The following is a 22,222-nucleotide window of genomic DNA, read 5'->3' on the forward strand; positions in this document are numbered from 1 at the left end:
GTCATGCCGCCGGGTCAGCGGCGGTGTCGGTGTCAGTTGCCGAACAGGTGTCGGCCGGTGGCGGGTGGGCGCGTTGTTTGGCTTGCTCGTACTCGGTTCGCCAGCGGATGCGTTCGCCGATGCCTCGGGTGATGACTCCGTGCCAGGTGGGTAGGTCGTCATCGTTGTTCCGGTCGACGGGTTGCCAGATGAAGCGGGGCGAGCCGTCCTCGAGCTGGGCGGTGGCGGCGTATCGGTCGGTGTCGGGCATGTCGACACCGGCAGCGGCGAGGGTTTGGCGGACGACCTCGGCGCGGTCGGCTTTGTGGTCGGACAGCGTCTTGCCGGTCCACTGACGCGACACCAGCACCCTCCGGCCACCAAGCCCCAGGTGGTGCCGGTCGTGCGCTTTGGAGGGGCACCAGCCCGGCCGCATGCCTGCCTCTGCTCCCTTGGGCTGGACGCCGAACCGGAGCCAGTTCGAGCAGGTCGGGGAGCAGGGCAGCCAGCGGACCTCGCGGTGCAGCCGGTCGAGGTGGATCGCCTGGCGGGTGGTGATTTCGTCGTCGTCGCCGTAGGTGTCGGCGATGGACTTGGCGAGGTATTTGGTCAGGTAGCCGATCGCCTTGCCGACCTTGTCCTCAGCGCTGGCGATGATGCCTTGGTAGTCGACCTGGCGGCCGAGCTTGACCACGTGCGCCGGTTGCGCGGCCGGGTCGTCTCCGATCGCATCGAGAGCGTCATCCCAGGTTGGCAGCATCGAGCCGTTGACCGGGTCGACGAATCGGCCGGCCAGCTCGTCCCAGGTCGGCAGGTCGTCGCCGACGTACATCGGCCGGTCGCATTGCGGCCACCACAGTTGGTGGTAGGTGGCGGCGGCAACGTCCTTGACGGTCTGGCGAGGGATGACGCCCCGGACGGCGGCGTGCAGGTGCGGTGCGAGGCGGCGTTGGGCTTCGACGGTGGCGAAGTACTGGACCTTGTACCCGGCGCAGCGGCGCAGGTTCTGCCAGAACCGGTCGACCAGCTTGGGGAAGTGCAGGGCGTCCATCGCGGCCCGGTGGTAGTCGTACGTGTCGGGGTCGAGCGGTGTGCCGTCGGAGCCGACGCGGCCGTAGGACGGGAGTGTGAGGGTCAGGAACATCGACGGCCGGTAGGTGCGCCCGTTGGGTGCGGTGAAGCTTGCGCCGATCGTGCGGTTGTCCATCGGGACGCGGGGCAGGTCAGGGGCGTCCTGACGGCGGCGGGTCGACCGGACACGACGAGTGGTTTCGTCGTCGTCGACCTGGTCCTCATCGTCGGGTTCGTCGTCGCCGGAAGGCTCATCGACCAGTTCCGCGGGAAGGTCTTCGGCTGCTTCATCCGTGCCGTGGATCTCGTCGTCGCGGTGCCAGCCTTCGCGGCACTGTTGCATGCGGAGCTTGCGAGCGCGCTCGGCGCAGGGCGGGCACTGGCGCTGCTGAGTGGAGCCGCACGGGATCGGTACGACGGTCTGCTCTCCGGTGGTGGTGTCGGTCATGCGGGACAGCACCGGGCGGACGCAGACACCGTTGCGGACCGCCAGGTCGTGCAGCACGTCGGGCGCGACCTGGCCCAGGGACGAAATCATTGGGGACCACCTCCTCGGCGTGGCTGGTCTCGTTCACCGGCCCACGGGATCCGCGCCGTGAGGTAGACGCGGACTCCCGCAGAGCCGTGGTTGGGGAAGATCCGGCCAGAGCCGGTGACGTCGAACACCACGCCCAGGACCTTGAGCATGACCTCGATCTCGTCGGGGTCTCCCGAGACGCGGAGTCGGACCGTCATGACGCCTGCCTCCAGAGGAATTCCGGCAGCAGGGTTGCGCCGTCGAGCGCGTCGACCACGGGAGCTCCATCGACCAAGTCCCAGACCAAGACGTCACGTTGCAGCTCCGTCGTGCCACCCCAGACGCCGTACTCCTCCCCCGCCGACAGAGCATGGGCCAGGCAGGATCGGCGGACCGGGCAGAACCCGCACCGATCGATCGCGGCGGCCTTGCGTGCGGTGGCGGTTTCATCGGGGAACCAGGTGTCATCGGCGACGGATCGGCAGGCACCCATCGAGGCCCAACCGGGCAGCACGTGTGCAGCCAGCTCGGCGCGCAGCTCATCGCCCAGCTCGGGCACCTCGAAGACCAGTTCGACCTGTCCGGGGACCTGCGGGCGGGTCATGCCGCCACCTCCTCGACCGGCCGCAGCGACGACTCACGGTCGTTGCCGGTGCCATCGGTCGGCGCGTACAGGTAGACCAGAGCGGCAACGTCCTCGTCGGAGTGGAACGGGAACCGGACCCGCACCGGTTCGGCCTCACCATCGATCCCGACGTAACCGACGCCCGGCAAAGACTCCGGGATCTCATCGCAGCGGGCACCGCGAGCCCTGGCACCCTCGGCGAGCACCAGGCCGACTTGCGCAGCCTCCGCCAGCCGCAGCGCCAGCCGGGTCGGGAACAGGTCCCGGAACGGCAGCACCTCCTTGCGCGGGTCCTGGAGGGCACCAACGACGGTGACACCGGCAGCGCGGCCCTGCGACAGCAGCAGCGACAACGCAGCGGCGATCCGGCGCTTGGTGTCTCGGTCGGTGACGTACGCCGTCAGGGAGGCCAGCTCGTCGACCACGAGCACAATGAACGGCTCATCGGTCGTGGGCTTGTGGAGCCGGGAGAACCCGCGCATCGTCGCCTGCCGAGCACGCATCCGCTCGACCGCCTCATCCAGCACCTCGGCGAACGCGGACTCCCAGCCGACCGTGTCGTCACCGCCGTAGCAGAACTTCGCGAACAACCGCCGACCGGCCGCCAGCTCCATCCCGCCCTTCGGGTCCAGCGCCCACACCTGGACCAGGCCCGAGCGGATGCCAGGACCGAGCGCCGCGATGATCGACCACAACACCGAGCCCTTACCGGCACCGGTCGCACCCGCGATCAGCAGGTGCGTGCCGAGCAGCCGCAACCGGTACATCAACCCGTCCTCGCGCAGCGCCACCGTCAGCGCCTTGAGTTCTAGCGAATCGGCCGGCGCAATCGGCGGGACCACCTTGGTCAGCGGGTCATCGACCAAGAACCACAACACGATCTGTCGCCGGTTGCGCCTGTGCGACCGGACGCGGCAGTCCATCGCACCGAAGGTCGCAGCGAGTCTCTCGGCGACCTCGGCGTAGTCGGTGAGAATCTGACCCGGCAGCAGCCGGACCGTGACCAGGTCAACGCGTCCGGTCGACCGAACCTTGACGATCCGGGGCAGGTACGTCACATCGTCGAGCTTTGAGTGCAGCTTGAGCGTGGTCATGGTTGGTTGCCACAGGCCCCGGTACACCGCCAAGCGTCGCCACCAGCCACGCGCCCGCCAGACGATCCGCTGCGCGAACGACTCCGGCCAGCGCCACCACCACACGACCCCGAGAAGGACCACAGCAGCCGCAACAGCAGCGAGCCGCCACAGCCCGTAGACCGTCCACGCCTTCCACGCCAGCAGACCGGCCAGCACAGTTCCCGTCGATCGCGGGTGCCGGGCCAGCACGAACGGAAGCCGCACCAACCACGACACCACCACCCATACCAGCCACCACCGCAGGCGAATCGCGACGGCCGGAGTCCGGAACCGCAACGGCCCTTCCTTGACCTCTGTCCCCCTGATGCTGAACACGCCTGCTCACCTGCCCATCTCGGGGTCGTCGTGCCGCTCCCACGCCGAACCGGAGCCCGGGTACAGGCCCAGCTCGCCGGAGTAGATCGCGTAGAGCACGTCGTACCGCGCCGGGTCGGCGTCACGGCCCCCGTACACCAGCTCGCCCAGCGTCATCGCCGACATCGCCTGATTCACCGTGAACAACCGCTCGCGGCACATGGCCCCGAAGAACTCCACCGGGCCGATCCGCCACTGACCTGGCGCGACCAGCTCGGCGTACACCGGGAACTCGGCCGAGGTCATCTCGGTCTCGGTCGCTCTGATGTTCATCGGCCAGCCCGCCTACGCCGCAGGCTTGTTCGCGCCGGGGGCGTTCTTCGGAGCCCGGACCGCCATCGCCCGGAACGACCACGCCAGACGCGGACGGCCGTTCGAGTCCGACACGTACGGCGTCGCCGTCATGCCCTCGAACTCCACCGGCGTGAACGGCAGACCGTTCGCAGGCGGCAACACCGGCTGCTGCTTCGCGAGGATCTTGATCGACAGCTGCCGGTCGGCCTTGCGCGCCTCCGGGTCGCCGTCCATCACGTCGACCGACCAGACGTTCAGGCCGGAGTCCTCGTCGACCGAGTAGACCGGCCGGTCCTTCGTCGAGCGGTCGAAGTCGCGGACCTGGGTGACCTCCGAGACGGCATAGACGCCGTACGGGAAGACCTCGCCGAACTGGATGTTGATCTTGCGGGGCATCGCCATGACTCGCTCCTCGGCATTAGGCGACCGTCGCGGCCGCGTCCATACCAAAGAGCATACCCGCACTTTAAATGCGGATCAATACTTTTAGTGCGGGTTATCTCAGGTGGTTGGCTCGAGCCTCCGGACGAGGGCTTGAAGCTCCGGCAGTGTGGCCTGATCGGTGCGGAGAAGGTCCTCCAGTAACGCGTGCACTACCGGGTGCCATCGCACCTGTTCTGGGGCGATGCCATAGGCCGACTCGATCGCAGCCACTGCGGCGCGGACGTCGCGGCGCTGGGCGTGAGCACGAGCCAGTTCGACGAGGTATCGCGAACGCCGCTCGGATGAGAGGCCGGTCGGATCAAACTCCTCAGCGATGCGTAGCGCCCGGCCAGCGTCGCCGAGCTCGACCGCAACCGTGACCTGGTGCAGCGTCACGTTCGTGGGGCCGAACTCCGTGCCGTAATCGTTCCTGTCGACACCGAGCGACTGTGCAAGGCGCTCAGCGGCATCGACATGGCTGTACGCGTCCTCGGCGTGGTTCTGACGAGCAGCGGCAATCGCCATTTGCAGATGAAGGGAGCCCGTCAGCGAGATGGCCTCAGGCTCCTCGGCCGACACGCGATCGGCGAGGGCAGCGACCGCTGTCGACGCGGTCTGGTTCACCTGGGCGTACTGGCGTGCGCTCTGGAACACCAGCGTCAGTCGAAATGCACCTTCGGCCATCAGCAGCGCGTCCCCGGCCCGCTCGGCGGCTGAAATGGCCCGATCGGCGGACACCCATGCACTGGCCGGTTCACCCAGCTTCGACAGCACGGAGGCGCACGCGTGATACGCCCGTGCCAGCGCCGAGTAGATCGCCTCCTGCGCCTCGCCCTCGGTTCGGCGCGCGGCGAACTCCAGCTCGGGAAGAAGCCGAACCATCAGGTCCCCGACGCGCTCGTACTCGGCTGCGTGCACAAGCGACCAGGCTTCTTCGGTTGAGGCGCTCAGCTCCTCAAAGTTCGCCGCTGTACGTTCTTCGAGAACGGCCGCGAGTGCTGTGCTGGAACTGAGGGCGAGCGTCAGCTCAACAGCCGGGATCGGACGGTCATGTGCGGCCGCCACAACCGGCTGCTCAGGCGCCAGCTCGGCAAGCGGGATGTCCAGGACATCGGCTAGGCGTTCCAGCACCGACATGCGGTCGATCTTCCGCACGCCTCGCTCAACCTGCGAGACCCACGTCTCCGACCGCTCGATCAGGCGCGCAAAGTCACGCTGCGACAGCCCTCGACGCTTCCGAGCCTGCGCTACCTTTCGGCCGAGCGTTCGACTCTCGTCACTCATCGCCGGGGCCCGCCGGCAACCCCTTTGCCGGTCCGTCACTCAAGAACTCGACACGAGTCGCGCTCAAGTACTGACCTCGCTCCGCCAGGAACGCCTTCACGTGCGGCTGTTCCTCGTGCGCCTCGAATGCCGCGCGATCGGCGTACACCTCGTAGAACACCCGAGCCAGCGGCTCATCGACCACCGGGTGAGTGGAGTACACGAGTGTTCCCGGCTCGTGTTCGACGATGCCAGCCGCCGTGCGCTCGACTAGCGCATCGAACTTGCTCGCGGCGGACTGGTCGGTCAGGTCAAATCGAACTACGAGCGCGAACATGTGCGACACCCTCCAAGACGACACGCACCAGAAGTACTAGGCCGCACCCAGGGTAGCAACGGCACGCCTGAGCCGGTAACTCTCTGCCGAGTTGGGCTCTTATGGATCAAGGCGCGCCTTCGGCGCGCGGCCCCGGACTGCGGGCGGCGCCAGGGCGCCGTCCTCGCCGAGGCCCAGCAGCAGGACGCGTCCCCGTCCACGCGATCCCAACTGCCACGAGCCGCGTGCACGCGTCCGACTGCCGGTTGGCCCCGTCCCCCTGGCCGCTCGATTGTCCGGCCACCACGACACGCATCAAGAGCGCTACGCGTCCCTACGGGATCGGCAAGCCGACTCTTGACCCGCGCCGCGCTGACCTGGGTTTGCAGCTATCAGGGGGACGCGGCAGGTGTGGTCGTCGGAGCGCTGCGACAATGCCGAGCATGAGTCCGCGCGGAGAAACCAAGGGTCGCGCTTGGAGAGTCAGCCTCGCCGGGCGCATCGGGTCGGGCGTTGTGTTCCTCGGTCTGCCCCTCGTTGCGGCCGTCGACACTGCGGTCAATCACCTGCCGCCCGCAGATCCGGTGCCTATCGCAATCATCCTCACGGCTACCTGGTGGCTCGGGGCGATGCGTCCCAGTGTCCGGCTCACGGCCGACTACCTCATCGTACGAAACCCACTCTGGACTCGGCGACTCCACAAATCGGACGTACTGTCCGCGCGCCCTGGCTACCTCGGGCTCGTGATCCGGAGACGGTCACGACGTCCGTGCATTGCGTGGGCAGTTCAGAAGGCCAATGCGTCCGAATGGGCGGGAGCCACCACCCGCGCCGATGATGCAGCCGAGTGCATCACCGCCTGGGCTACGGTGTGCGATTAGCGAGCGATTAGCAGGGGTCAGCCGGGGCCAAATCAGGACACCCGGAGGCGACGGGTTCGCGCTCGCGATCAGACGGTAGGCAGTGTGGCGACCGGTCTTCCAAACTGGCTACGCGAGTTCGATTCTCGTCACCCGCTCCAACAGAAGCAGGCCCCAGCCACAGGGAATCGGCTGCTGGGGGCCCTCTCTCACTCCGGCGGGGATCGGCCGCGTGGCCGCCGATTCGGACGACCTTGCCAGCAGGATTCAGCGGGTGGGGTTCGGCTCGATGTAGTCGGGGTCGGGGTCGGTGGTGAAGCGGGTTGCGGCGATGGTTGTTGAGCCGGTGAGCCAGGCCTTCGCGATTCTGTGGCCGCCGTCCATCAAGCGTCCGTCTGCCGACAAGATCACCGGGTACCGGAGATCGGCTTTCTGGATACGGTCGGCGTGCTGGGCGACCATTCGGCAGGTGACCGGTCCGCCACCGAACCAGCAGTCCTCGTCGAACTCCCGGATGGTGTTGATCGGCACACGCTCGACCGGAAGATCTTCCGCCAACTTCCAGAGCCGTTCGGTCAGGTAGAAGGCTCGGCCGCCGGGCACAGTGCGTGAGTGTCGTTCAGGCATCGCACCATCATCACTCGTTGGTCCACTCGGGTTAGAGCGGCGTCGACGTTGGGACGTACTTGGGAACGGCGTTGATGTCGGCGTGGTGGCAGGCCCGCGTTGGGCTGTCTTGTCCGGCTGGCCAAGGGGGCGACACGTGGGTAGGGTCGCCCGGGTGTCGACGTGGACCACGCCTGAGCGACCCGAGCCGCCGTACAACCCGATCGATGAGCGGGCCGCGCTCGAAGACCGCCTCGAGTTCCAGCGGACGACCTTGCTGCTGAAATGCGGCGGGCTGACGCCGGAACAACTGGCGCTGCGGTCGGTGCCACCGTCGACACTCTCGCTGCTCGGCCTGGTTCGGCACCTGTCTGGAGTCGAGGCCTGGTTCCATGCGTACGACGGGCAGCCGGACCACCTGTTCTTCTGGGACTACGCGCCCGGCTCGAAGGAAGGCTCCGAGGCGGTCGACATCGCGCATGCCGCCGACGATCTGGCCAGCTATCAAGCAAGCGTCGCCCGGTCGCGTCGGGCCGTGGCCGGTCGCAGTCTCGACGAAGCCAGTCCCGGCGAGGACTACACCCTGCGCTGGATCTACCTGCACATGATCGAGGAGTACGCCCGCCACAACGGCCACGCGGACCTCCTCCGCGAACGCATCGACGGCACCACGGGCGAATAACCAGCCCGCCGGTTGGCTCAGTCCAGCGAGACGGGCCAGTCGTTCTCGGGGAGGAGTTCGCGGAGGGTCGACGTTCGGTGGCGGCCAAGAATGACCTCGGTATCAAGGTTTGCCGGGTCGATCTGGCGGATGAACTCTCGGCAGCGCCCGCAGGGCGGCACTACGTGCAACGCGCCGTGGTCGTCGGCTTGGCAGACGGCCACAATCCTCGCGATTTTGTACTCACCGGCAGTCACCATTGCCGCGATGGCAGCGTCCTCGGCACAGAATCCCGTACCGGAGGTGGTGTCGACACACACGCCGACGTACACACTGCCGGTGTCAGTGACGAGAGCCGAGGCCACATCTCCGAAGACTCGATCACCGACACGGTGAGGACGCAGTACGGCCGCGGCCGCGTCGATGAGGCTGTCGTTACTTTGAACGATCACGCACGGAACGTAGCGGCGATGTCCAGCTCGGGGCTATGGGATTTCGTCAGTGGCCCAGGGCAGAGGCACGATCCTCTGTCCTGGGATGTTCGCTTCCGACGTTCAGGTGGTCTCGGGCTTGGCGGCGGTTGCGTACCGGAAGCGTCGTACTTCCTGTGGCCAACCGCAGGCCACCGCGATCTTTCCCGCCCACAACCGCGCAGCCTCCTCGTCGGCCACGTCGACGACGGCAAAGCCGCCGAGGTACTCCTTGGTCTCGACGTACGGACCGTCTGTGAACAGCGGGGCACCACTCGACGCGTCGACGCTGAACACGGGCGCAGCGTCGTCGAGGCCGCCGGTGAAGATGAGAACGCCGGCAGCCTTCATCTCTGCCCTCAGCGCGGTGGTCCGCTTGGACGCCGCGCGTAGATCGTCGTCCGTGAGATCGGGCACCCATTCGTCGTTGAATGCGATGAGGTACTCCGTCATGTCTCCTCCTTCGCGGGGCGGCCCCTACGGCCACTCTCCACCTTCTCCACGAACGGCGGCAGCCCGATCCGACACCGCATCAGAAGGTCACAGGTCGCACCACTCGCCGAGCTGCCGCTGCCGAGGTAGTCCTCGAGCGCCGTCCGAGCACCTGCCTTATTGCCACGGGCAGTCGGCAGGGGGCTCAGGCGTGGGTGTTTTGGGTGGCTGGGCGGTGGAGGACGTAGCGCAGCATGGTGCCTGACTCGCCGTACTCGCTGGGGTCGGCGATTCCGTCGTACGTGAGGCCGGCGCGTTCGGCTGTGGCGCGGGAGGCGAGGTTGAGTTCGTCGATGGTCGCCACGACACGATCCACCGGCCAGTTCTCGAACGCCCAAGCGGCCACGAGTGGGATCGACTCGGAGGCCGCACCTTTGCGCCTGCTCGCGGGAAAGACCACGTAGGACAGGTAGGCACTCCCCTGTCCTCGATCCGCGACGTCGATGCCGCCTGCGAGTACGTCGCCGAGCCAGATCCCCCAGGCCCGCTTGCTCCCGGAACTCGCCCAACTTTCGCGCGTCTCGCGGATGTACCGCACGACGTTCTCCCGCGGAGCAGGCCCCGGCGCCTCGAACCACCGCTGCTGCTCCACATCATCACCAGCGTGCCAAGTATCAACATCGCCCATCGTGAGCACCCGCAGGACCACCCGAGCCCCCACCAACACAGGCCAATCCGAGTCCGTAGTTCCAGCCACCAACGGACCGTAGCAGTCGGCCGTGTCGCCTTGGCTTCCGCTGAAATACCGTAGGTCAGTTGGGCATCCAACAGAGGCAGAACGGGTGGCCGGCGGGGTCGGCGTACACCTGGACGCCGCGTGGGGCTGTGCGGTCGTCGGCGGCTTTCAACAGTCGTCCGCCGAGGCTGAGCACCTGCTCATGGGCAGCGTCGTGGGCCTCAAGCCCTTCGAAGTAGAAGTCGAGATGCATCTGCTGGGGCGCGCCATCGGGCCAATCCGGCGGCACATGGTTCGGAGCGGACTGGACACCCAATGCCCACTCGCCATCGACCCAGATCGCGCGCCATCTGTCGCCCCACGCCTCGACAGTGCCACCCAGGAACGCCGCCCAGAACGCACTCTCCGCATCGATATCCGCAGCGTCGAACACGATCATCCGATGTTTGATGTCCATGGCTCGTCAGTGTGGCAGCACGCGGTACGTCGCCCGCGCGACCGGCATGGACGTAGACCGAACACACCTCAGCGTGGGCTAGGGTCGCCACGTGGGTCGGGTTGGGGATGGGACTTCGCGGTTGGTGGTTCTGCGGGGGAATTCGGGGTCGGGGAAGAGCACTACGGCGCAGGCGGTGCGGGAGCGGGTGGGCCGTGGGGTTGCATGGATCGAGCAGGATTATCTGCGGCGGATCCTGCTGCGGGAGCACGACAGACCCGGTGCGCCGAACGTCGGTCTGATCGACCAGACCGCGCGCTACGCGCTGGAGAACGGCTATCACGTGATGCTGGAGGGCATCCTGTACAGCCCGACGTACGGCGACATGCTGCGGCAACTGATCGCGGATCACGTGGGCCGGACCGGCGTGTACTACTTCCAGCTCTCGTTCGACGAAACCGTCCGGCGCCACGCGACCCGCCCGCTGTCCGAGGTCGTCACCACCGAGCAGATGCGCGACTGGTACCAGCCGTGCGACCTGCTCGACGTTCCAGGCGAGCAGGTGATCGATCCGTCCAGCAGCCTCGACGAGACCGCCAGTCGCATCATCACCGACCTCACCTGGACCACGGGCGGCCGCGCGGCGAGCCCACTCGACTGAGCTCAGTGCAACGCAGGGAACCAGAGGTGGTCGGGAGCGATGCGGTCGCGGAGCCAGTGACGGCGGTCGGCGTCCAGGAGGTGTACGACGTCCGCGAAGTCGTCGTTGTCCTTCGGCCGGCCACCGCGTGCCTTGAACAGGAGCACGATCTCCGGCGCGACGTACGGCGTACCGTCCGGCGACGTCAGCGTGATCTCGGTGAGCGGCTTCCGGATGGTGCCCCGGCCGCGGTGGAAGACCCACTCGTCGACGTCGGACGCGGCAAGCAGGATCTGGATCGGGCACGGCTTGGCGTCGTCGGGGAAGACGAGCGCGTCGGGGCCGGGGGTGAGTTGTTCGCCCGGTTCCCACGGACGGCGCGTGCCGGACTCGGGATGCTGGACCATGGGCCGCGGCATGCTGAACGTCTTGGCGACCTGATCGAGATCGCGGGCCAGAACCAGTACATCCACGTCGCTGTGCGGCCGACGTACCCGGCCCGCGAACAGATCCAGCGCCCACCCGCCGGCCACCCAGTACGAACCCGGATAGCCGTCGAAGAGAGAACAGGCCGCCCGCAACTGATCAAACGAATCCACAACAGGACTCCTCGCATGAGTTGGATGCGGTGAGCCCCGAGAGGGTCAGAGCCGCCGGGGAGATCGGCGAGGCGGCACCGCGCAGATAGACCGCATGTGCACCACCTCCTTCACGCTCTGACTCGACCGCAGGCTAGCAGCGCACCACGCCGACCACCCAGGCAATTACCGATTGCGGAAGTGATCCGCGGCCTCCTGGACAGTGCTCCTCCGATCGGCGTCCAGCTCGCCGTCGATCAGTTCGCGGATGATGTCGGCGTGGCCTGCGTGCTGGGTGGTCTCCGTAACCATGCGGATCAGGAGTACGCCGAGAGTGGTGTCCTGATGGCCCTCGCTCCAGTGCGCCACGTGACCGGGACTGTCGAGGTCGAGCTCAGCGATCGTGTCGTCGGAGTGAGCCCAGGCCTGCCGGTACACGCCGGTGATGTACTCGCTCGACTCGTCCGGCGTCGCCCACATGTCGATCTCGTCGTACGGGTTGTCCCTGAACCACGACGGGCGCTCGACAGGAGGACGCCCGAACGCCTCCCCCAGGTACCCGTACTCCAGCCCGGCCAGATGCTTCACCAACCCCAGCAGGTTGGTCCCGGTCGGAGTCAACGGCCGCCGCCGGTCGTACTCCGACAATCCGTCCAACTTCTCGAGCATCACAGCCCGGCTCGCTTGCAGCGCGCGCGATAACTCCCGCATCACGTTGGTAGGTCCAGTGCTGTGAGGAGGTTGTCGACGACCTTCGATGGTGGCGGCGTCGCGTCGACGATGAGGGCGCCGTACCGCGCGTTGCTGAGTTCCGCGGTGGCGTGCCAGGCGAGCTCCCACTCGTCATCCCGATCCGCCGGCGTCCCCACCCCAGACCCGCCAGTCACATACACCAAAGACACCCGCGCATTCTCCACCCAGCAGCGCGGTCGAACTACGGGTTCTGGCGGAGGAAGGCGATGCCGTCGATGGTGGCTGGGGCGGTGGAGGTGGAGATGATCTTGATGGCGCCGGAGCGGTAGGGAGTGATCGGGAGGTAGGTGACCTTGCGGGCTGTGGTGGTGGCGGCCAGGGAGACTGTGCCGATCTTGATGTTGGCGTGGTAGATGTCGACGCGGCCTTGACCGGGACCGTGGATGGCGACCAGGGCGATGCGGGCGCCGGCCTCGGCGGTCTTGGTGAGGTAGGCGCCGTTCGCCTTCAGGATCGAGGTGGTGCCCTTGAACGCGAGCGTGCTGGTCGAGCGGGTGACGGTGCCGGCCGAGGTGAGCGCGCGGTCGTCCTGCGGTGCCACCGAGCAGAGCTGCGCCGACCACGCGGTCGTGTTGCCCAGGTAGTCACGCGCCCGGACCATGAAGCACTCGTCCCAGCCGAGGCGTGGGGTCCACGCGATCGACCGGATCTTGGTCTTCTGCCAGGCCGGCGGGTAGATCCACGCGCCCAGCGGGTTCCCGGGCGACGCGACCTTGTAGACGATGTCGTACGAATCGACGTCCGTGTCGTCCTTGTACCCCCAGCTGAACACCGCCGACCCGAGCTGCACCCGGTCCCCGATCCGCAGTGTGATCAGGCCGGGCGCCGTACCGTCGACTTCACTGCAGTACGACGTACTCCACCCACTCAGGTTGCCTGCGTAGTCACGTGCACGGACCTGCCAGCAGGTGTCCGTGCCGAGGGGCGCGGTGGTGCTCGCGGCGGTCCCCTTCAGCCCCTGCCAGCCTGCCGGCTGGTTCCAGGCGCCGTACGGCGAGGTGCGGTTGGGGCGCGTCTGGGTACGCAGGTCGTAGGTGGCGACACCGGACGCGGGGGAGTTCGGGTCGGTCGGGTCGGTGAAGGCCCACTGGAACGAGAGGCTCGTGTTGTCGCGGATCCGGTCGCCCGCGGACGCACTGGTCAGCACCGGCGCAGTGGTGTCGGGCCGCTGCTGCGGATCGGCAGCGAGCCAGGTCAGGCTGATCACTCGCGCCCGGTTCTGCGGGTCCGCGTACACGATCTTGGTCGCACCGGAGCCGTCGGTGCTGAGGCTGGCCGGTGCAGTGCGGATCGGTCCGTAGAGCCGCTGCCCTAGGGCCTGGTCGTTCAGATCGGTGACCAGCAAGTTCCCGGACGCGGTCTGGACCGTGAAGCCGTTGCCGACCTGGGCGTCGGCGGCCACGATCAGGTTGCGCGGAGCCTCCGGACCCTTCACGTCGACCAACTGGTTGCAGCCGCTCAGCAGCGCCCAGCGTCCGTTGACACGGCCCGGACCGACCGTGCACGCGCTGGCGACGAGGATGGTCTTCTCTGCGTTGGTACTCAGGTTCTTGCCGATCAGCTGACCGGGCTCAGTCACCTTCCACACCGTGCTGTCGGCCATGGCGAACGGCGGGGCGTAATCCGCAACCTTCGCCTTGGTCGCGACGTCGTACACCTCCGCAGTGGCGGCGTTCGGCGTACGGTGCGACACGAGCTTGCCGCCCTTGCCCAGCACGACCTCATCGGTCGCCGGGAACGTGAGCCCGCCGACCTTCGCCGTACCGGAGTCAAAGGTGAGCAGCGACGACCCCTCCAGCTGGAGCGGCTTGGTGTCGTTGGAGCCGCCGGTTGCGGTCCAGGTGGTGCCGTTGTTGCTGGTCTCGTAGACCGCGTGGTCCGTGGTGTCCGACGCGACCACACGCGCCCCGGACATGCCGACATCAGCCACCGTGCGGCCGGCGACCAGCGTCCCCTCCCCCAGGTGCTGCGGTGGATCGGCGGCCATGACCTGACTGGCAGCCAGCGGAACGAGTACGACGACACAGGCGGCAGCCACCTTGACCCGCAGATTCAACACCAGACTCCCCCTCGCGGCGCTCCCCAGCACCTCTGCACAGGGGGGCACCCTAGCCACCAACCCCCAACCAAGGGAAGTCGCCCCATCACCGACGGCCAGGGCCCGTGTTTCGCGTGCAGTGAACACGCTCTGCTCGGGGCGAACACACGTAGTCGCATGACTCTGCTGAGTGACAGGTTGCTTGGCATGGCATGGGTCGTGAGGGGCGAGTTCCGCAAGCTGTGGATCGGGCAGCTGGTGTCGGCGTCCGGCAGTGCGATCACCACTGTGGCGCTGCCGCTGGTGGCTGTCGTCACGCTGCAGGCGTCCGCACTGCAGATGGGTCTGCTGTCCGCTCTGAGCATCGCGCCGCACCTCGTCTTCGGCCTGCCGGCCGGTGTCTGGGTCGACCGGTGGCCGCTGCGCCGCATCCTGATCGTCACGGACCTCGGCCGCGCCCTACTGCTCGGAACCATTCCGTTGGCCGCGGCAACGGATTCGCTGCGCATCGAGCAGCTGTACGTCGTCGCCGTACTGACCGGAGTGCTGACTCTGCTGTCCGACACGGCGTCGCTGACCATGCTGCCGTCGCTGGTGCCGCGTGAGGACCTGATGCGGGCCAACAGCGCCGCTCTGCTCAACCTGAACCTGGCCTCGACCACCGGTCCATCGGTGGCCGGCTTCCTGGTGCAGCTGGTGACTGCGCCGTTCGCGATCCTCGTCGACGCCGCGTCGTACCTCGTCGCCGCTACGGCGTCGTACCTGATCCGCGAGCCGGTACGGGCGTCTGCGGCGCACACCCGGGCCCGCCTGACCACCGGGCTGCGGGCGATCTTCAGCGACCGGATCCTGACTTCTCTGACGTTGTCCGCGACCACGGCCGCGCTGGCCGGCGCGATGCAGGGGCCGCTGGTCGTCCTCTACCTGGTGCGTGAGCTGCACTGGTCGCCCGGGTTCGTCGGCGTCGCTCTGACCGCGTTCGGTGTCGCTGCCGTGGCAGGGACCTTCGTCGCCACCGCCTGGTGCAGCCGGGTCGGCATCGGCCCCGCGTACATCTCCGGCGTACTCCTGGCCTCTCTGAGCGGTGTTGCCCTGGCCACGGGCGTCACTGCGATGATCTACGCCGCTCAGGCGCTGTCCGGGCTCGGCATGTCGCTCTTCGGTGTTCCCCAGCGCACTCTCCGTCAGTCCTTGGCCCCGGCCCACCTGCTCGGTCAGGTCACGGCCACCTGGCGGACGGTCGTGATCGGAGGCCAAGCCGCCGGCGCCGCCACCTCAGGCGTCCTGGCCACCGCGATCGGCATCCGGCCGACCCTCCTCCTGGCCACCGCAGGCATGCTCCTCGGCGTCCTGATCGCTCTCGTCTCCCCGCTCCGGACCTTCCGTTCGCTCCCGGCCACCGACCCGCAGCCGCGATCGATGGCTGAAGACTGATTGCGAAACGTGATGAGTGTGACGGCTGCTACCGCGTGGGGCGGGAGGCGCTTATTGCAACAAGTGGTAATTCATCCAGAGGGAATGGAATTGGGAGGACAAGCGCTTACCTGGTGAGCGATACTGGAAAGTGCGCCGTTTTCCGGTCGCGAAAACCCCTTACCGAGCATGATGGGAAGTGCGCCCGTCCAGATGCCGTCCGAGCACCCTGCCCAAGCGCCGTCGATCGCTGCCCCTACCACCCGAGTCCCTGCACGCAGCCGCAACCTCTGGCGGCTCCGGCCCTACCTCCGGCCACACCGCTGGCGCCTGTCGGTGATGTTCACCACCGCCATGCTGGGTGTGGGCGTCAGCCTTACCGTTCCACTGGTCACCCGGGCCATCATCGACGGCCCGGTCACCCGCCACGAGCTGGACCTCCTGGTCCCGCTCGCTTTCCTTGCCCTCGGGCTGAGCATCGCCGAAGTCCTGCTGGTCTGGGCCCGCCGGTGGGCGCAGTCCCGCACCGTCAGCGACCTCGAGGCCACCCTCCGGCACGACCTGTACGTCCGGCTCCAGTCGCTGCCGATGGAGTTCCACACCCGCTGGCAGAGCGGTCAGCTGCTGTCCCGGGTCACCACTGACCTGTCCATCATCCGCCGGTTCATGGGCTTCGGCCTGTTGTTCCTGGTGATGAACATCCTGCAGCTGGGGGTCGTCACCATCCTCCTGCTGCGGCTGTACTGGCCGCTCGGCGTCGTGGTCCTGCTGGCCGCGGTGCCGATCATCACGCTGTCGCTGAAGTTCGAGAAGAAGTACCTGCTGATCTCCCGCAAGGTCCAGGACCAGCAGGGCGACCTGGCCACCCGGGTGGAGGAGTCGGCGCTCGGCTTCCGGGTGATCAAGGCCTTCGGCCGGCGCGGGCACGTCCAACGGCAGTTCGACGACGAGGCCGTCACGCTCTACACCACCGAGGTGGAGAAGGTCCGGCTGGCGTCGCGGTTCTGGAGCTTCCTCGGCGTGATCCCGAACCTGACCCTGGTGATCGTGCTGCTGCTCGGCGCCCTCGCAGTGGGCCGTGAGGCGATCACGCTCGGCACTCTGGTCGCGTTCATCACGCTGATGCTGTCCCTGATCTGGCCGGTCACCTCGCTCGGCGCGATCCTGGCGATGGCCCAGGAGGCGATGACCGCGGCGGACCGGATCAGCGAGATCCTCGACACCTACTCGGTGATCAAGTCGGGTCCGGACGAGCTGGTGAACTCGAAGGGGCATCTGCGCTTCGAGCATGTCGGCTTCCGGTTCTCCGACGACTCCAGCGAGATCCTGCACGACATCAACCTCGACCTCACCCCCGGTACGACGCTCGCCCTGGTGGGCGCGACCGGGTCGGGCAAGACCACGCTCACCGCGCTGGTCCCCCGGCTGTACGACGTGACCGCGGGGCGGATCACCATCGACGGGCACGACATCCGTGACCTGTCGCTGGTCTCGCTGCGGACCGCGGTCGCCTCCGCGTTCGACGACCCGACGCTGTTCTCGATGAGCGTCCGGGAGAATCTGACGCTGGGCCGGCCGGACGCCTCCGAGGCCGACGTCCAGCAGGCCCTGCAGGTCGCGCAGGCCGAGTTCGCCAACGAACTGCCGTGGGGCCTGGAGACCCGCGTCGGAGAGCAGGGCATGTCACTGTCCGGCGGTCAGCGCCAGCGGCTCGCGCTGGCCCGGGCCGTGCTCGCCAAGCCCGCCGTCCTGGTCCTCGACGACACGTTGTCCGCACTCGACGTGCACACCGAGGCCCTGGTCGAGGAGGCACTGCGCAACGTGCTCTCCGAGACCACCGGCATCGTGGTCGCGCACCGCGCGTCGACCGTGATGCTGGCCGACAAGGTGGCCCTGCTCCAGAACGGGACCATCACCCACGTCGGAACCCATCACGATTTGCTCGAGCAGGTCCCGGCGTACCGGAACCTGCTCGCGGCGGAGGAAGAGGAGGTGCACGCATGACCACGACCCAGCAGACACCTCCTCCTGAGGAAACCAAGGACGACGAGTCGCAGCAGGACACCTGGCGGGGTCAGTTCGACGAGGACCCCGACCGGGAGTTGTCGAGGGCAACGACCGTCCGGCTGAAGGAGGACTCGCGCAAGCTGCTCGGTGAACTGCTCCGGCCGCACGCCAAGCTGATCTGGCTGCTGGTCGTGATCGTGGTGGTCGAGAACGGTGCCCGCCTCGCGGTCCCGTACCTGGTCCACCTCGGCATCGACAACGGCATCCCGCCGATCATCGCCGGCGAAGGCTCGCGGGAACTGATCACCGTCGTGTCCCTCGTCCTGGTGATGGCCCTGCTCCAGGCCTTTACCCGGCAGCTGTTCCTGATGCGGTCCGGCCGGCTCGGGCAGACCATCCTGCTCGGCCTGCGCAAACGGGTGTTCGACCACTTCCAGCGGCTCAGCCCGTCGTTCCACGACAAGTTCACCTCCGGCCGGGTGATCTCGCGGTTGACGTCCGACGTGGGCGTGATCGACGAGATGCTGGCCAATGGGTTCGACGGCCTGGTCACGGCAGCCCTGACCCTGATCGGTACGTCGATCCTGCTGCTCACGCTCGACCTCAAGCTCGGTCTGATCGCGCTGCTGTCGTTCCCGGCCCTGATCCTGCTGACGGCTTGGTTCCGGAAGCGGTCGGCGGTCGTGTACCGGCAGACGCGTGAGGCCGTCGTACTCGTCATCGTGCACTTCGTCGAGTCGATGACCGGGATCCGCGCGGTCCAGGCGTTCCGCCGGGAGCCGCGCAACGAGGAGATCTTCCACGGCGTCAACGACCGGTACCGCCAGGCCAACCTGAAGTCGTTCCAGCTGAACGCGATCTTCATGCCGTCGATCAAGGGCGTCGGCAACATCACGATCGTGGCGATCCTGGCGTTCGGCGGTTACCAGGCCTACCACGGTCACGTGACGGTCGGCGTACTGACCGCGTTCCTGCTCTACCTGCGGCAGTTCTTCGAGCCGCTGCAGGACATCTCGCAGTTCTACAACACCTTCCTGTCCGCGAGTGCGGCGCTGGAGAAGCTCTCCGGCGTCCTGAACGAGACGCCCGATGTCCCCGAGCCGATCGAGCCGGCCAAGCCCGGTCGCGCGCGGGGTCACCTCGAGTTCCGCAACGTCCGGTTCAACTACGTCGACGACGTACCGGTCCTGCCCGGTCTCGATCTGGACGTGCCGGCCGGTCAGACCCTGGCCCTGGTCGGTACGACGGGGGCCGGCAAGACCACGATCGCCAAGCTGGTGGCGCGGTTCAACGACCCGTCCGACGGCCAGGTGCTGCTGGACGGGATCGATCTGCGGGACCTCACCGAGGACGACCTGCGCAAGCGGGTGGTGATGGTGACGCAGGAGAACTTCCTGTTCACCGGCTCGGTGGCCGACAACATCCGGTTCGGCAAGCCGGAGGCCACGATGGAAGAGGTGGTCGAGGCGGCCAAGGTGATCGGCGCGCACGACTTCATCACGGCCCTGCCGAACGGGTACGAGACGTCGGTGGAGAAGCGCGGTTCCCGGCTGTCCGCAGGCCAGCGCCAGCTGGTCGCGTTCGCCCGGGCGTTCCTCGCGGATCCCGCCGTACTGATCCTGGACGAGGCGACCTCGAGCCTCGACATCCCCAGCGAGCGGCTGATCCAGCGCGCGCTGCGGACCATCCTGGCCGACCGTACGGCGATCGTGATCGCGCACCGGCTGTCCACGGTGGAAACCGCGGACCGCGTGATCGTGCTCGAGCACGGCCGCATCATCGAGGACGGCGCCCCGCGCAACCTCATCACCACCGGAGGCAGCTACGCCGGCCTCCACCAAGCCTGGGAAGAGTCCCTGGCCTAACCCCTCCCCGAACTGCCCTCGGTCCCCCAACGGACCGAGGGCAGTTTGCTTTCCCGGCCGCCTGCTACGTCGTGTGCGGACAGCTTGGGGAGAGCAGAAATGGTGCACGCGGGTTCGAGCAAGCGAGGTAGCCTCGGCCGTGATGAAGTGGTTGGAGGAGTGCTCGCCGTCGGCGGTTGCCGGGGCGTTGCGGGAGGTTGCGCCTGCGTTGGGCGATTGCTCGATCGTGCTTCGCGAGACGTTGGGCGAGGAGGATCCGCTGTGGTGGGCGGCGAGTGCGGTCGTTGGCGGACGGTTCGTGGCGAAGTTCGCGTGGTCGCGTCCTGCCGGGCTCCGGCTGGCGCATGAGATCGCCGTTCTGGCGGCGTTGGCACGCGAGCCGGCCATTCCGTTCCTGCCGAACGTAGTTGCTAGCAGCACCGATCCACTGCTTCTCGTGACCGAACTGGTGCCTGGCAAGTCGCTGTTCGAGGTCGTGGACTCGGTCGACCGGGACGAGGTGGGTCGGCAGCTCGCGCACTTTCTGGCTGCGTTGAACCGTTCAGCGACCCGGGAACGCGTCGAAGCCGTCATCGGCGAACTTCCCCCCGCGATCCTCCAACCAGCCACAACCAACGACCTGCGCGACCAGTTCATGAAGTGGGCGCGTCCAGATCAGCGCCCCGCGGTCATGCAGTGGTGCGACTGGGCGGACGACGTACTGGCGACGCTGGGCCCGAACGTACTGGTCCACGGCGATCTGCACGGCGGCAACCAGGTCTGGGAGGACGAGCACCTCCGCGTAGTCGTCGATTTCGAGACCGCCGGCCTGGCCGAGGCCGAGTACGACCTGCGCGCCTTCCCCGGAACGGGTCCCGGCGTCGAACTGCTGACCGCCACCCTCCACCACTACAAGCAGCTCACCGGCCATGAACTGTCAGCCGAGCGCGTGATGGCCTGGCATCTGCGCACTGCCCTCGGCGATGCACTCTGGCGCAGCGAAGCGGGCGTCCCGCTACCGGATCACCGAACAGCGCATGCCTGGGTCGACGACCTCGCCCAGCGCTTCACCGCCCTGGGCATCGACCCGGACGCGCGGCCTCTCCTCCGTTCTGTCTGACAGTTCGTTCTGTCGGAGCAGGTCGGTAGCGTGACGGACATGCTCACGACGCTGGCTGTGGAGAACTACCGGTCACTGCGCCGCGTGGTGATGCCGCTGCGCGGGCTCAACGTCGTGACCGGAGCCAACGGGACCGGCAAATCCAGCCTCTACCGAGCGCTTCGCCTGCTTGCCGACGCCTCACGCAACGGGGCCGTCGCCGCGTTGGCCCGAGAGGGCGGTCTTCAGTCGACGCTCTGGGCTGGGCCGGAGCAGGTACGCAAGAATCGGCCGGTTCAGGGCACGGTGCGGACCGGGCCGGTGAACCTGCGACTGGGATTCGCGGGTGACGACTACGGCTATCTGATGGATCTCGGGCTGCCGGTGCCGCATGGCTCTGTGTTCGATCTCGATCCGGAGATCAAACGGGAAGCCCTGTGGGCGGGGCCGTTCCTGCGGCCGGCATCGCTGCTGGTGGAGCGCGTCAACCGCGAGGTGCGGATCCGCGCCGGCTCCGGCGAGTGGTTGCGCGGTGGTCACCAGCTCCAGACCTTCGACAGCATGCTGAGCGAGTTCGCCGATCCCGAACGCGCGCCGGAGCTGCTGACCGTGCGCGAGCGGCTGCGGTCCTGGCGCTTCTACGATCACTTCCGTACCGACGCCGATGCGCCTGCCCGTCGTGTGCAGATCGGCACGCGTACGCCGGTGCTCGGTCCGGACGGCGCCGACGTCGCGGCCGCGTTGCAGACGATCCGTGAGATCGGCATCAAGGGTGCGCTGGACGAGGCCATCGAACTGGCGTTCCCGGGCAGCACCCTGGCCATCGTCAATGCCGGCGGGCGGTTCGAGATCTCGTTCCGGCAGCACGGGTTGCTGCGGCCGTTGTCCGGGGCGGAGTTGTCCGACGGGACACTGCGGTACTTGCTGTGGGTCGCCGCGTTGCTGACCCCGCGACCGCCAGAGCTCCTCGTACTGAACGAGCCCGAGACCAGCCTGCATCCGGACCTCCTGCCCGCCTTGGCGAATCTCGTCGTCACCGCCGCCAAGGAAGCCCAGGTCATCGTCGTGACACACTCCCGGCCGTTCCTCGCCGCACTGGATGCCCTGGATGACCTGCACACGATCGAACTCGTCAAAGACCACGGCGCCACCACGATCGCCGGCCAAGGCCCACTCGACGAGCCCGCCTGGAAGTGGCCGTCGCGCTAGGCGGCTGACGGGAGGTCGATGACTCGAGCGGTGGCGGTTGCGGTGGCGACGATCTCGTTGTCGGTGCCGTAGAGCGTTCCTTCGAGCGTGGCGTGGTCGTCGACGCGGGTGACGACGCGACCGTGGCCGATCAACCGGCCCATGCGCGCCGGACGGACGAACGTGGTGTTGAGGTCGAGCGTCTCGATGAACCGGCCGGGCGGGAGCGTGGCCAGCAGCGCCGGGCCGACGGTGTCGTAGAGCATCGCGGCGAGGAAGGCGCCGAGGACCTCCCCGAACGGATTGGTGAACGCCTCGACGCCGGCGAACGCGACGGAGATCGTGCCCTGCTCCGGATCGGCCTCGAGCAGCTCGAACCCGAGCGTGCGCGCCGCGTGCGGTACCGGCGCCCGCCCTTCCACGCCGTCCCAGAACACTCCGGTGCGAGTCATCCTTGCCTCCTCTGATCGGCTCCGGCCAATA

Annotated in this window: 25 protein-coding genes; 7 read left to right on the top strand and 18 right to left on the bottom strand. The window is 67.6% G+C overall.

Going from position 1 to position 22,222, the window contains the following annotated elements; all coding sequences use genetic code 11:
- Window position 1: 1 nt before the first annotated feature.
- The 9 genes from OG817_RS24010 to OG817_RS24050 form a co-directional block, all read right to left on the bottom strand.
- Entirely contained in the window at window positions 2-1,588 is a 1,587-nt protein-coding gene (locus tag OG817_RS24010; RefSeq protein ID WP_406046885.1) for a replication initiator, read from the bottom strand.
- Complete coding sequence (locus tag OG817_RS24015; protein ID WP_406046886.1) at window positions 1,585-1,785, bottom strand: hypothetical protein; 201 nt, start codon at window positions 1,783-1,785, stop codon at window positions 1,585-1,587. The genes OG817_RS24010 and OG817_RS24015 overlap by 4 nt, the downstream gene beginning before the upstream one ends.
- On the bottom strand, window positions 1,782-2,171 hold the full coding sequence (locus OG817_RS24020) for a WhiB family transcriptional regulator (RefSeq protein WP_406046887.1): 390 nt from the start codon (window positions 2,169-2,171) through the stop codon (window positions 1,782-1,784). Before OG817_RS24020 ends, OG817_RS24015 begins: the two co-directional genes overlap by 4 nt.
- Complete coding sequence (locus OG817_RS24025; RefSeq protein WP_406046888.1) at window positions 2,168-3,643, bottom strand: FtsK/SpoIIIE domain-containing protein; 1,476 nt, start codon at window positions 3,641-3,643, stop codon at window positions 2,168-2,170. Before OG817_RS24025 ends, OG817_RS24020 begins: the two co-directional genes overlap by 4 nt.
- Before the next feature lie 6 nt (window positions 3,644-3,649).
- Window positions 3,650-3,955 (bottom strand): hypothetical protein, encoded by a 306-nt coding sequence (locus OG817_RS24030; RefSeq protein ID WP_406046889.1) that lies wholly within the window; start codon window positions 3,953-3,955, stop codon window positions 3,650-3,652.
- A 12-nt stretch (window positions 3,956-3,967) separates the two neighbouring features.
- Entirely contained in the window at window positions 3,968-4,378 is a 411-nt protein-coding gene (locus tag OG817_RS24035) for a plasmid replication, integration and excision activator (protein WP_406046890.1), read from the bottom strand.
- Window positions 4,379-4,477: 99 nt separating this feature from the next.
- Entirely contained in the window at window positions 4,478-5,683 is a 1,206-nt protein-coding gene (locus tag OG817_RS24040; protein ID WP_406046891.1) for a helix-turn-helix domain-containing protein, read from the bottom strand.
- On the bottom strand, window positions 5,676-5,999 hold the full coding sequence (locus OG817_RS24045) for a putative quinol monooxygenase (RefSeq protein WP_406046893.1): 324 nt from the start codon (window positions 5,997-5,999) through the stop codon (window positions 5,676-5,678). Before OG817_RS24045 ends, OG817_RS24040 begins: the two co-directional genes overlap by 8 nt.
- Before the next feature lie 1,106 nt (window positions 6,000-7,105).
- Window positions 7,106-7,465: a hypothetical protein gene (locus OG817_RS24050; RefSeq protein ID WP_406046894.1), complete on the bottom strand. Its 360-nt coding sequence runs from the start codon at window positions 7,463-7,465 to the stop codon at window positions 7,106-7,108.
- Between the two features lie 154 nt (window positions 7,466-7,619).
- On the opposite strand from OG817_RS24050, the gene OG817_RS24055 reads away from it, so the two are divergent.
- Window positions 7,620-8,126, top strand: coding sequence for a DinB family protein (locus tag OG817_RS24055; protein WP_406046895.1), 507 nt, complete (start codon window positions 7,620-7,622; stop codon window positions 8,124-8,126).
- Window positions 8,127-8,143: 17 nt separating this feature from the next.
- Here OG817_RS24055 and OG817_RS24060 read toward each other — a convergent pair whose 3' ends face one another.
- The 4 genes from OG817_RS24060 to OG817_RS24075 form a co-directional block, all read right to left on the bottom strand.
- On the bottom strand, window positions 8,144-8,557 hold the full coding sequence (locus tag OG817_RS24060; RefSeq protein ID WP_406046896.1) for a cytidine deaminase family protein: 414 nt from the start codon (window positions 8,555-8,557) through the stop codon (window positions 8,144-8,146).
- 102 nt (window positions 8,558-8,659) lie between these two features.
- Window positions 8,660-9,028, bottom strand: coding sequence for a YciI family protein (locus OG817_RS24065; protein WP_406046897.1), 369 nt, complete (start codon window positions 9,026-9,028; stop codon window positions 8,660-8,662).
- Between the two features lie 184 nt (window positions 9,029-9,212).
- Window positions 9,213-9,764, bottom strand: a complete 552-nt coding sequence (locus OG817_RS24070; protein WP_406046899.1) for a GNAT family N-acetyltransferase — start codon at window positions 9,762-9,764, stop codon at window positions 9,213-9,215.
- 55 nt (window positions 9,765-9,819) lie between these two features.
- On the bottom strand, window positions 9,820-10,182 hold the full coding sequence (locus OG817_RS24075) for a VOC family protein (protein WP_406046900.1): 363 nt from the start codon (window positions 10,180-10,182) through the stop codon (window positions 9,820-9,822).
- A gap of 142 nt (window positions 10,183-10,324) precedes the next feature.
- Here OG817_RS24075 and OG817_RS24080 point away from each other — a divergent pair, with 142 nt between their 5' ends.
- Window positions 10,325-10,840, top strand: coding sequence for an AAA family ATPase (locus OG817_RS24080; RefSeq protein WP_406057484.1), 516 nt, complete (start codon window positions 10,325-10,327; stop codon window positions 10,838-10,840).
- A 2-nt stretch (window positions 10,841-10,842) separates the two neighbouring features.
- Here the strand turns inward: OG817_RS24080 and OG817_RS24085 are convergent, their stop codons facing one another.
- The 4 genes from OG817_RS24085 to OG817_RS24100 form a co-directional block, all read right to left on the bottom strand.
- Window positions 10,843-11,418, bottom strand: coding sequence for a nucleotidyltransferase domain-containing protein (locus OG817_RS24085; RefSeq protein WP_406046901.1), 576 nt, complete (start codon window positions 11,416-11,418; stop codon window positions 10,843-10,845).
- Between the two features lie 165 nt (window positions 11,419-11,583).
- Window positions 11,584-12,108, bottom strand: a complete 525-nt coding sequence (locus OG817_RS24090) for a DinB family protein (RefSeq protein ID WP_406046902.1) — start codon at window positions 12,106-12,108, stop codon at window positions 11,584-11,586.
- Window positions 12,108-12,299: a hypothetical protein gene (locus OG817_RS24095; protein WP_406046903.1), complete on the bottom strand. Its 192-nt coding sequence runs from the start codon at window positions 12,297-12,299 to the stop codon at window positions 12,108-12,110. The genes OG817_RS24090 and OG817_RS24095 overlap by 1 nt, the downstream gene beginning before the upstream one ends.
- 32 nt (window positions 12,300-12,331) lie before the next feature.
- Window positions 12,332-14,209 (bottom strand): hypothetical protein, encoded by a 1,878-nt coding sequence (locus OG817_RS24100; RefSeq protein ID WP_406046904.1) that lies wholly within the window; start codon window positions 14,207-14,209, stop codon window positions 12,332-12,334.
- Window positions 14,210-14,395: 186 nt separating this feature from the next.
- Here OG817_RS24100 and OG817_RS24105 point away from each other — a divergent pair, with 186 nt between their 5' ends.
- The 5 genes from OG817_RS24105 to OG817_RS24125 all read left to right on the top strand — a co-directional run bounded on the left by OG817_RS24105 (window position 14,396) and on the right by OG817_RS24125 (window position 21,760).
- Complete coding sequence (locus OG817_RS24105) at window positions 14,396-15,622, top strand: MFS transporter (protein ID WP_406046905.1); 1,227 nt, start codon at window positions 14,396-14,398, stop codon at window positions 15,620-15,622.
- A 318-nt stretch (window positions 15,623-15,940) separates the two neighbouring features.
- Entirely contained in the window at window positions 15,941-17,605 is a 1,665-nt protein-coding gene (locus OG817_RS24110; RefSeq protein WP_360457805.1) for an ABC transporter ATP-binding protein, read from the top strand.
- Window positions 17,602-19,473 (top strand): ABC transporter ATP-binding protein, encoded by a 1,872-nt coding sequence (locus OG817_RS24115; protein ID WP_406046906.1) that lies wholly within the window; start codon window positions 17,602-17,604, stop codon window positions 19,471-19,473. Before OG817_RS24110 ends, OG817_RS24115 begins: the two co-directional genes overlap by 4 nt.
- A gap of 142 nt (window positions 19,474-19,615) precedes the next feature.
- Entirely contained in the window at window positions 19,616-20,572 is a 957-nt protein-coding gene (locus tag OG817_RS24120) for a phosphotransferase family protein (protein WP_406046907.1), read from the top strand.
- Between the two features lie 39 nt (window positions 20,573-20,611).
- Complete coding sequence (locus tag OG817_RS24125) at window positions 20,612-21,760, top strand: AAA family ATPase (protein ID WP_406046908.1); 1,149 nt, start codon at window positions 20,612-20,614, stop codon at window positions 21,758-21,760.
- On the opposite strand, the gene OG817_RS24130 is transcribed toward OG817_RS24125, so the two are convergent.
- Window positions 21,757-22,191, bottom strand: a complete 435-nt coding sequence (locus tag OG817_RS24130) for a PaaI family thioesterase (RefSeq protein ID WP_406046909.1) — start codon at window positions 22,189-22,191, stop codon at window positions 21,757-21,759. The genes OG817_RS24125 and OG817_RS24130 overlap by 4 nt on opposite strands.
- Window positions 22,192-22,222: the final 31 nt, after the last annotated feature.

Origin of the sequence: Kribbella sp. NBC_00889 (assembly GCF_045207705.1) — a bacterium.
GTDB lineage: Bacteria > Actinomycetota > Actinomycetes > Propionibacteriales > Kribbellaceae > Kribbella.

Bases quoted from the DNA above. Each gene is read 5' to 3' on its own strand.
- OG817_RS24125 (WP_406046908.1), top strand. From the start codon at position 20,612: ATGCTCACGACGCTGGCTGTGGAGAACTACCGGTCACTGCGCCGCGTG.
- OG817_RS24090 (WP_406046902.1), bottom strand. From the start codon at position 12,108: ATGCGGGAGTTATCGCGCGCGCTGCAAGCGAGCCGGGCTGTGATGCTC.
- OG817_RS24110 (WP_360457805.1), top strand. From the start codon at position 15,941: ATGTTCACCACCGCCATGCTGGGTGTGGGCGTCAGCCTTACCGTTCCA.
- OG817_RS24015 (WP_406046886.1), bottom strand. From the start codon at position 1,785: ATGACGGTCCGACTCCGCGTCTCGGGAGACCCCGACGAGATCGAGGTC.
- OG817_RS24030 (WP_406046889.1), bottom strand. From the start codon at position 3,955: ATGAACATCAGAGCGACCGAGACCGAGATGACCTCGGCCGAGTTCCCG.
- OG817_RS24130 (WP_406046909.1), bottom strand. From the start codon at position 22,191: ATGACTCGCACCGGAGTGTTCTGGGACGGCGTGGAAGGGCGGGCGCCG.
- OG817_RS24040 (WP_406046891.1), bottom strand. From the start codon at position 5,683: ATGAGTGACGAGAGTCGAACGCTCGGCCGAAAGGTAGCGCAGGCTCGG.
- OG817_RS24120 (WP_406046907.1), top strand. From the start codon at position 19,616: ATGAAGTGGTTGGAGGAGTGCTCGCCGTCGGCGGTTGCCGGGGCGTTG.
- OG817_RS24065 (WP_406046897.1), bottom strand. From the start codon at position 9,028: ATGACGGAGTACCTCATCGCATTCAACGACGAATGGGTGCCCGATCTC.
- OG817_RS24050 (WP_406046894.1), bottom strand. From the start codon at position 7,465: ATGCCTGAACGACACTCACGCACTGTGCCCGGCGGCCGAGCCTTCTAC.
- OG817_RS24115 (WP_406046906.1), top strand. From the start codon at position 17,602: ATGACCACGACCCAGCAGACACCTCCTCCTGAGGAAACCAAGGACGAC.
- OG817_RS24035 (WP_406046890.1), bottom strand. From the start codon at position 4,378: ATGGCGATGCCCCGCAAGATCAACATCCAGTTCGGCGAGGTCTTCCCG.
- OG817_RS24010 (WP_406046885.1), bottom strand. From the start codon at position 1,588: ATGATTTCGTCCCTGGGCCAGGTCGCGCCCGACGTGCTGCACGACCTG.
- OG817_RS24105 (WP_406046905.1), top strand. From the start codon at position 14,396: ATGGCATGGGTCGTGAGGGGCGAGTTCCGCAAGCTGTGGATCGGGCAG.
- OG817_RS24075 (WP_406046900.1), bottom strand. From the start codon at position 10,182: ATGATCGTGTTCGACGCTGCGGATATCGATGCGGAGAGTGCGTTCTGG.
- OG817_RS24020 (WP_406046887.1), bottom strand. From the start codon at position 2,171: ATGACCCGCCCGCAGGTCCCCGGACAGGTCGAACTGGTCTTCGAGGTG.
- OG817_RS24045 (WP_406046893.1), bottom strand. From the start codon at position 5,999: ATGTTCGCGCTCGTAGTTCGATTTGACCTGACCGACCAGTCCGCCGCG.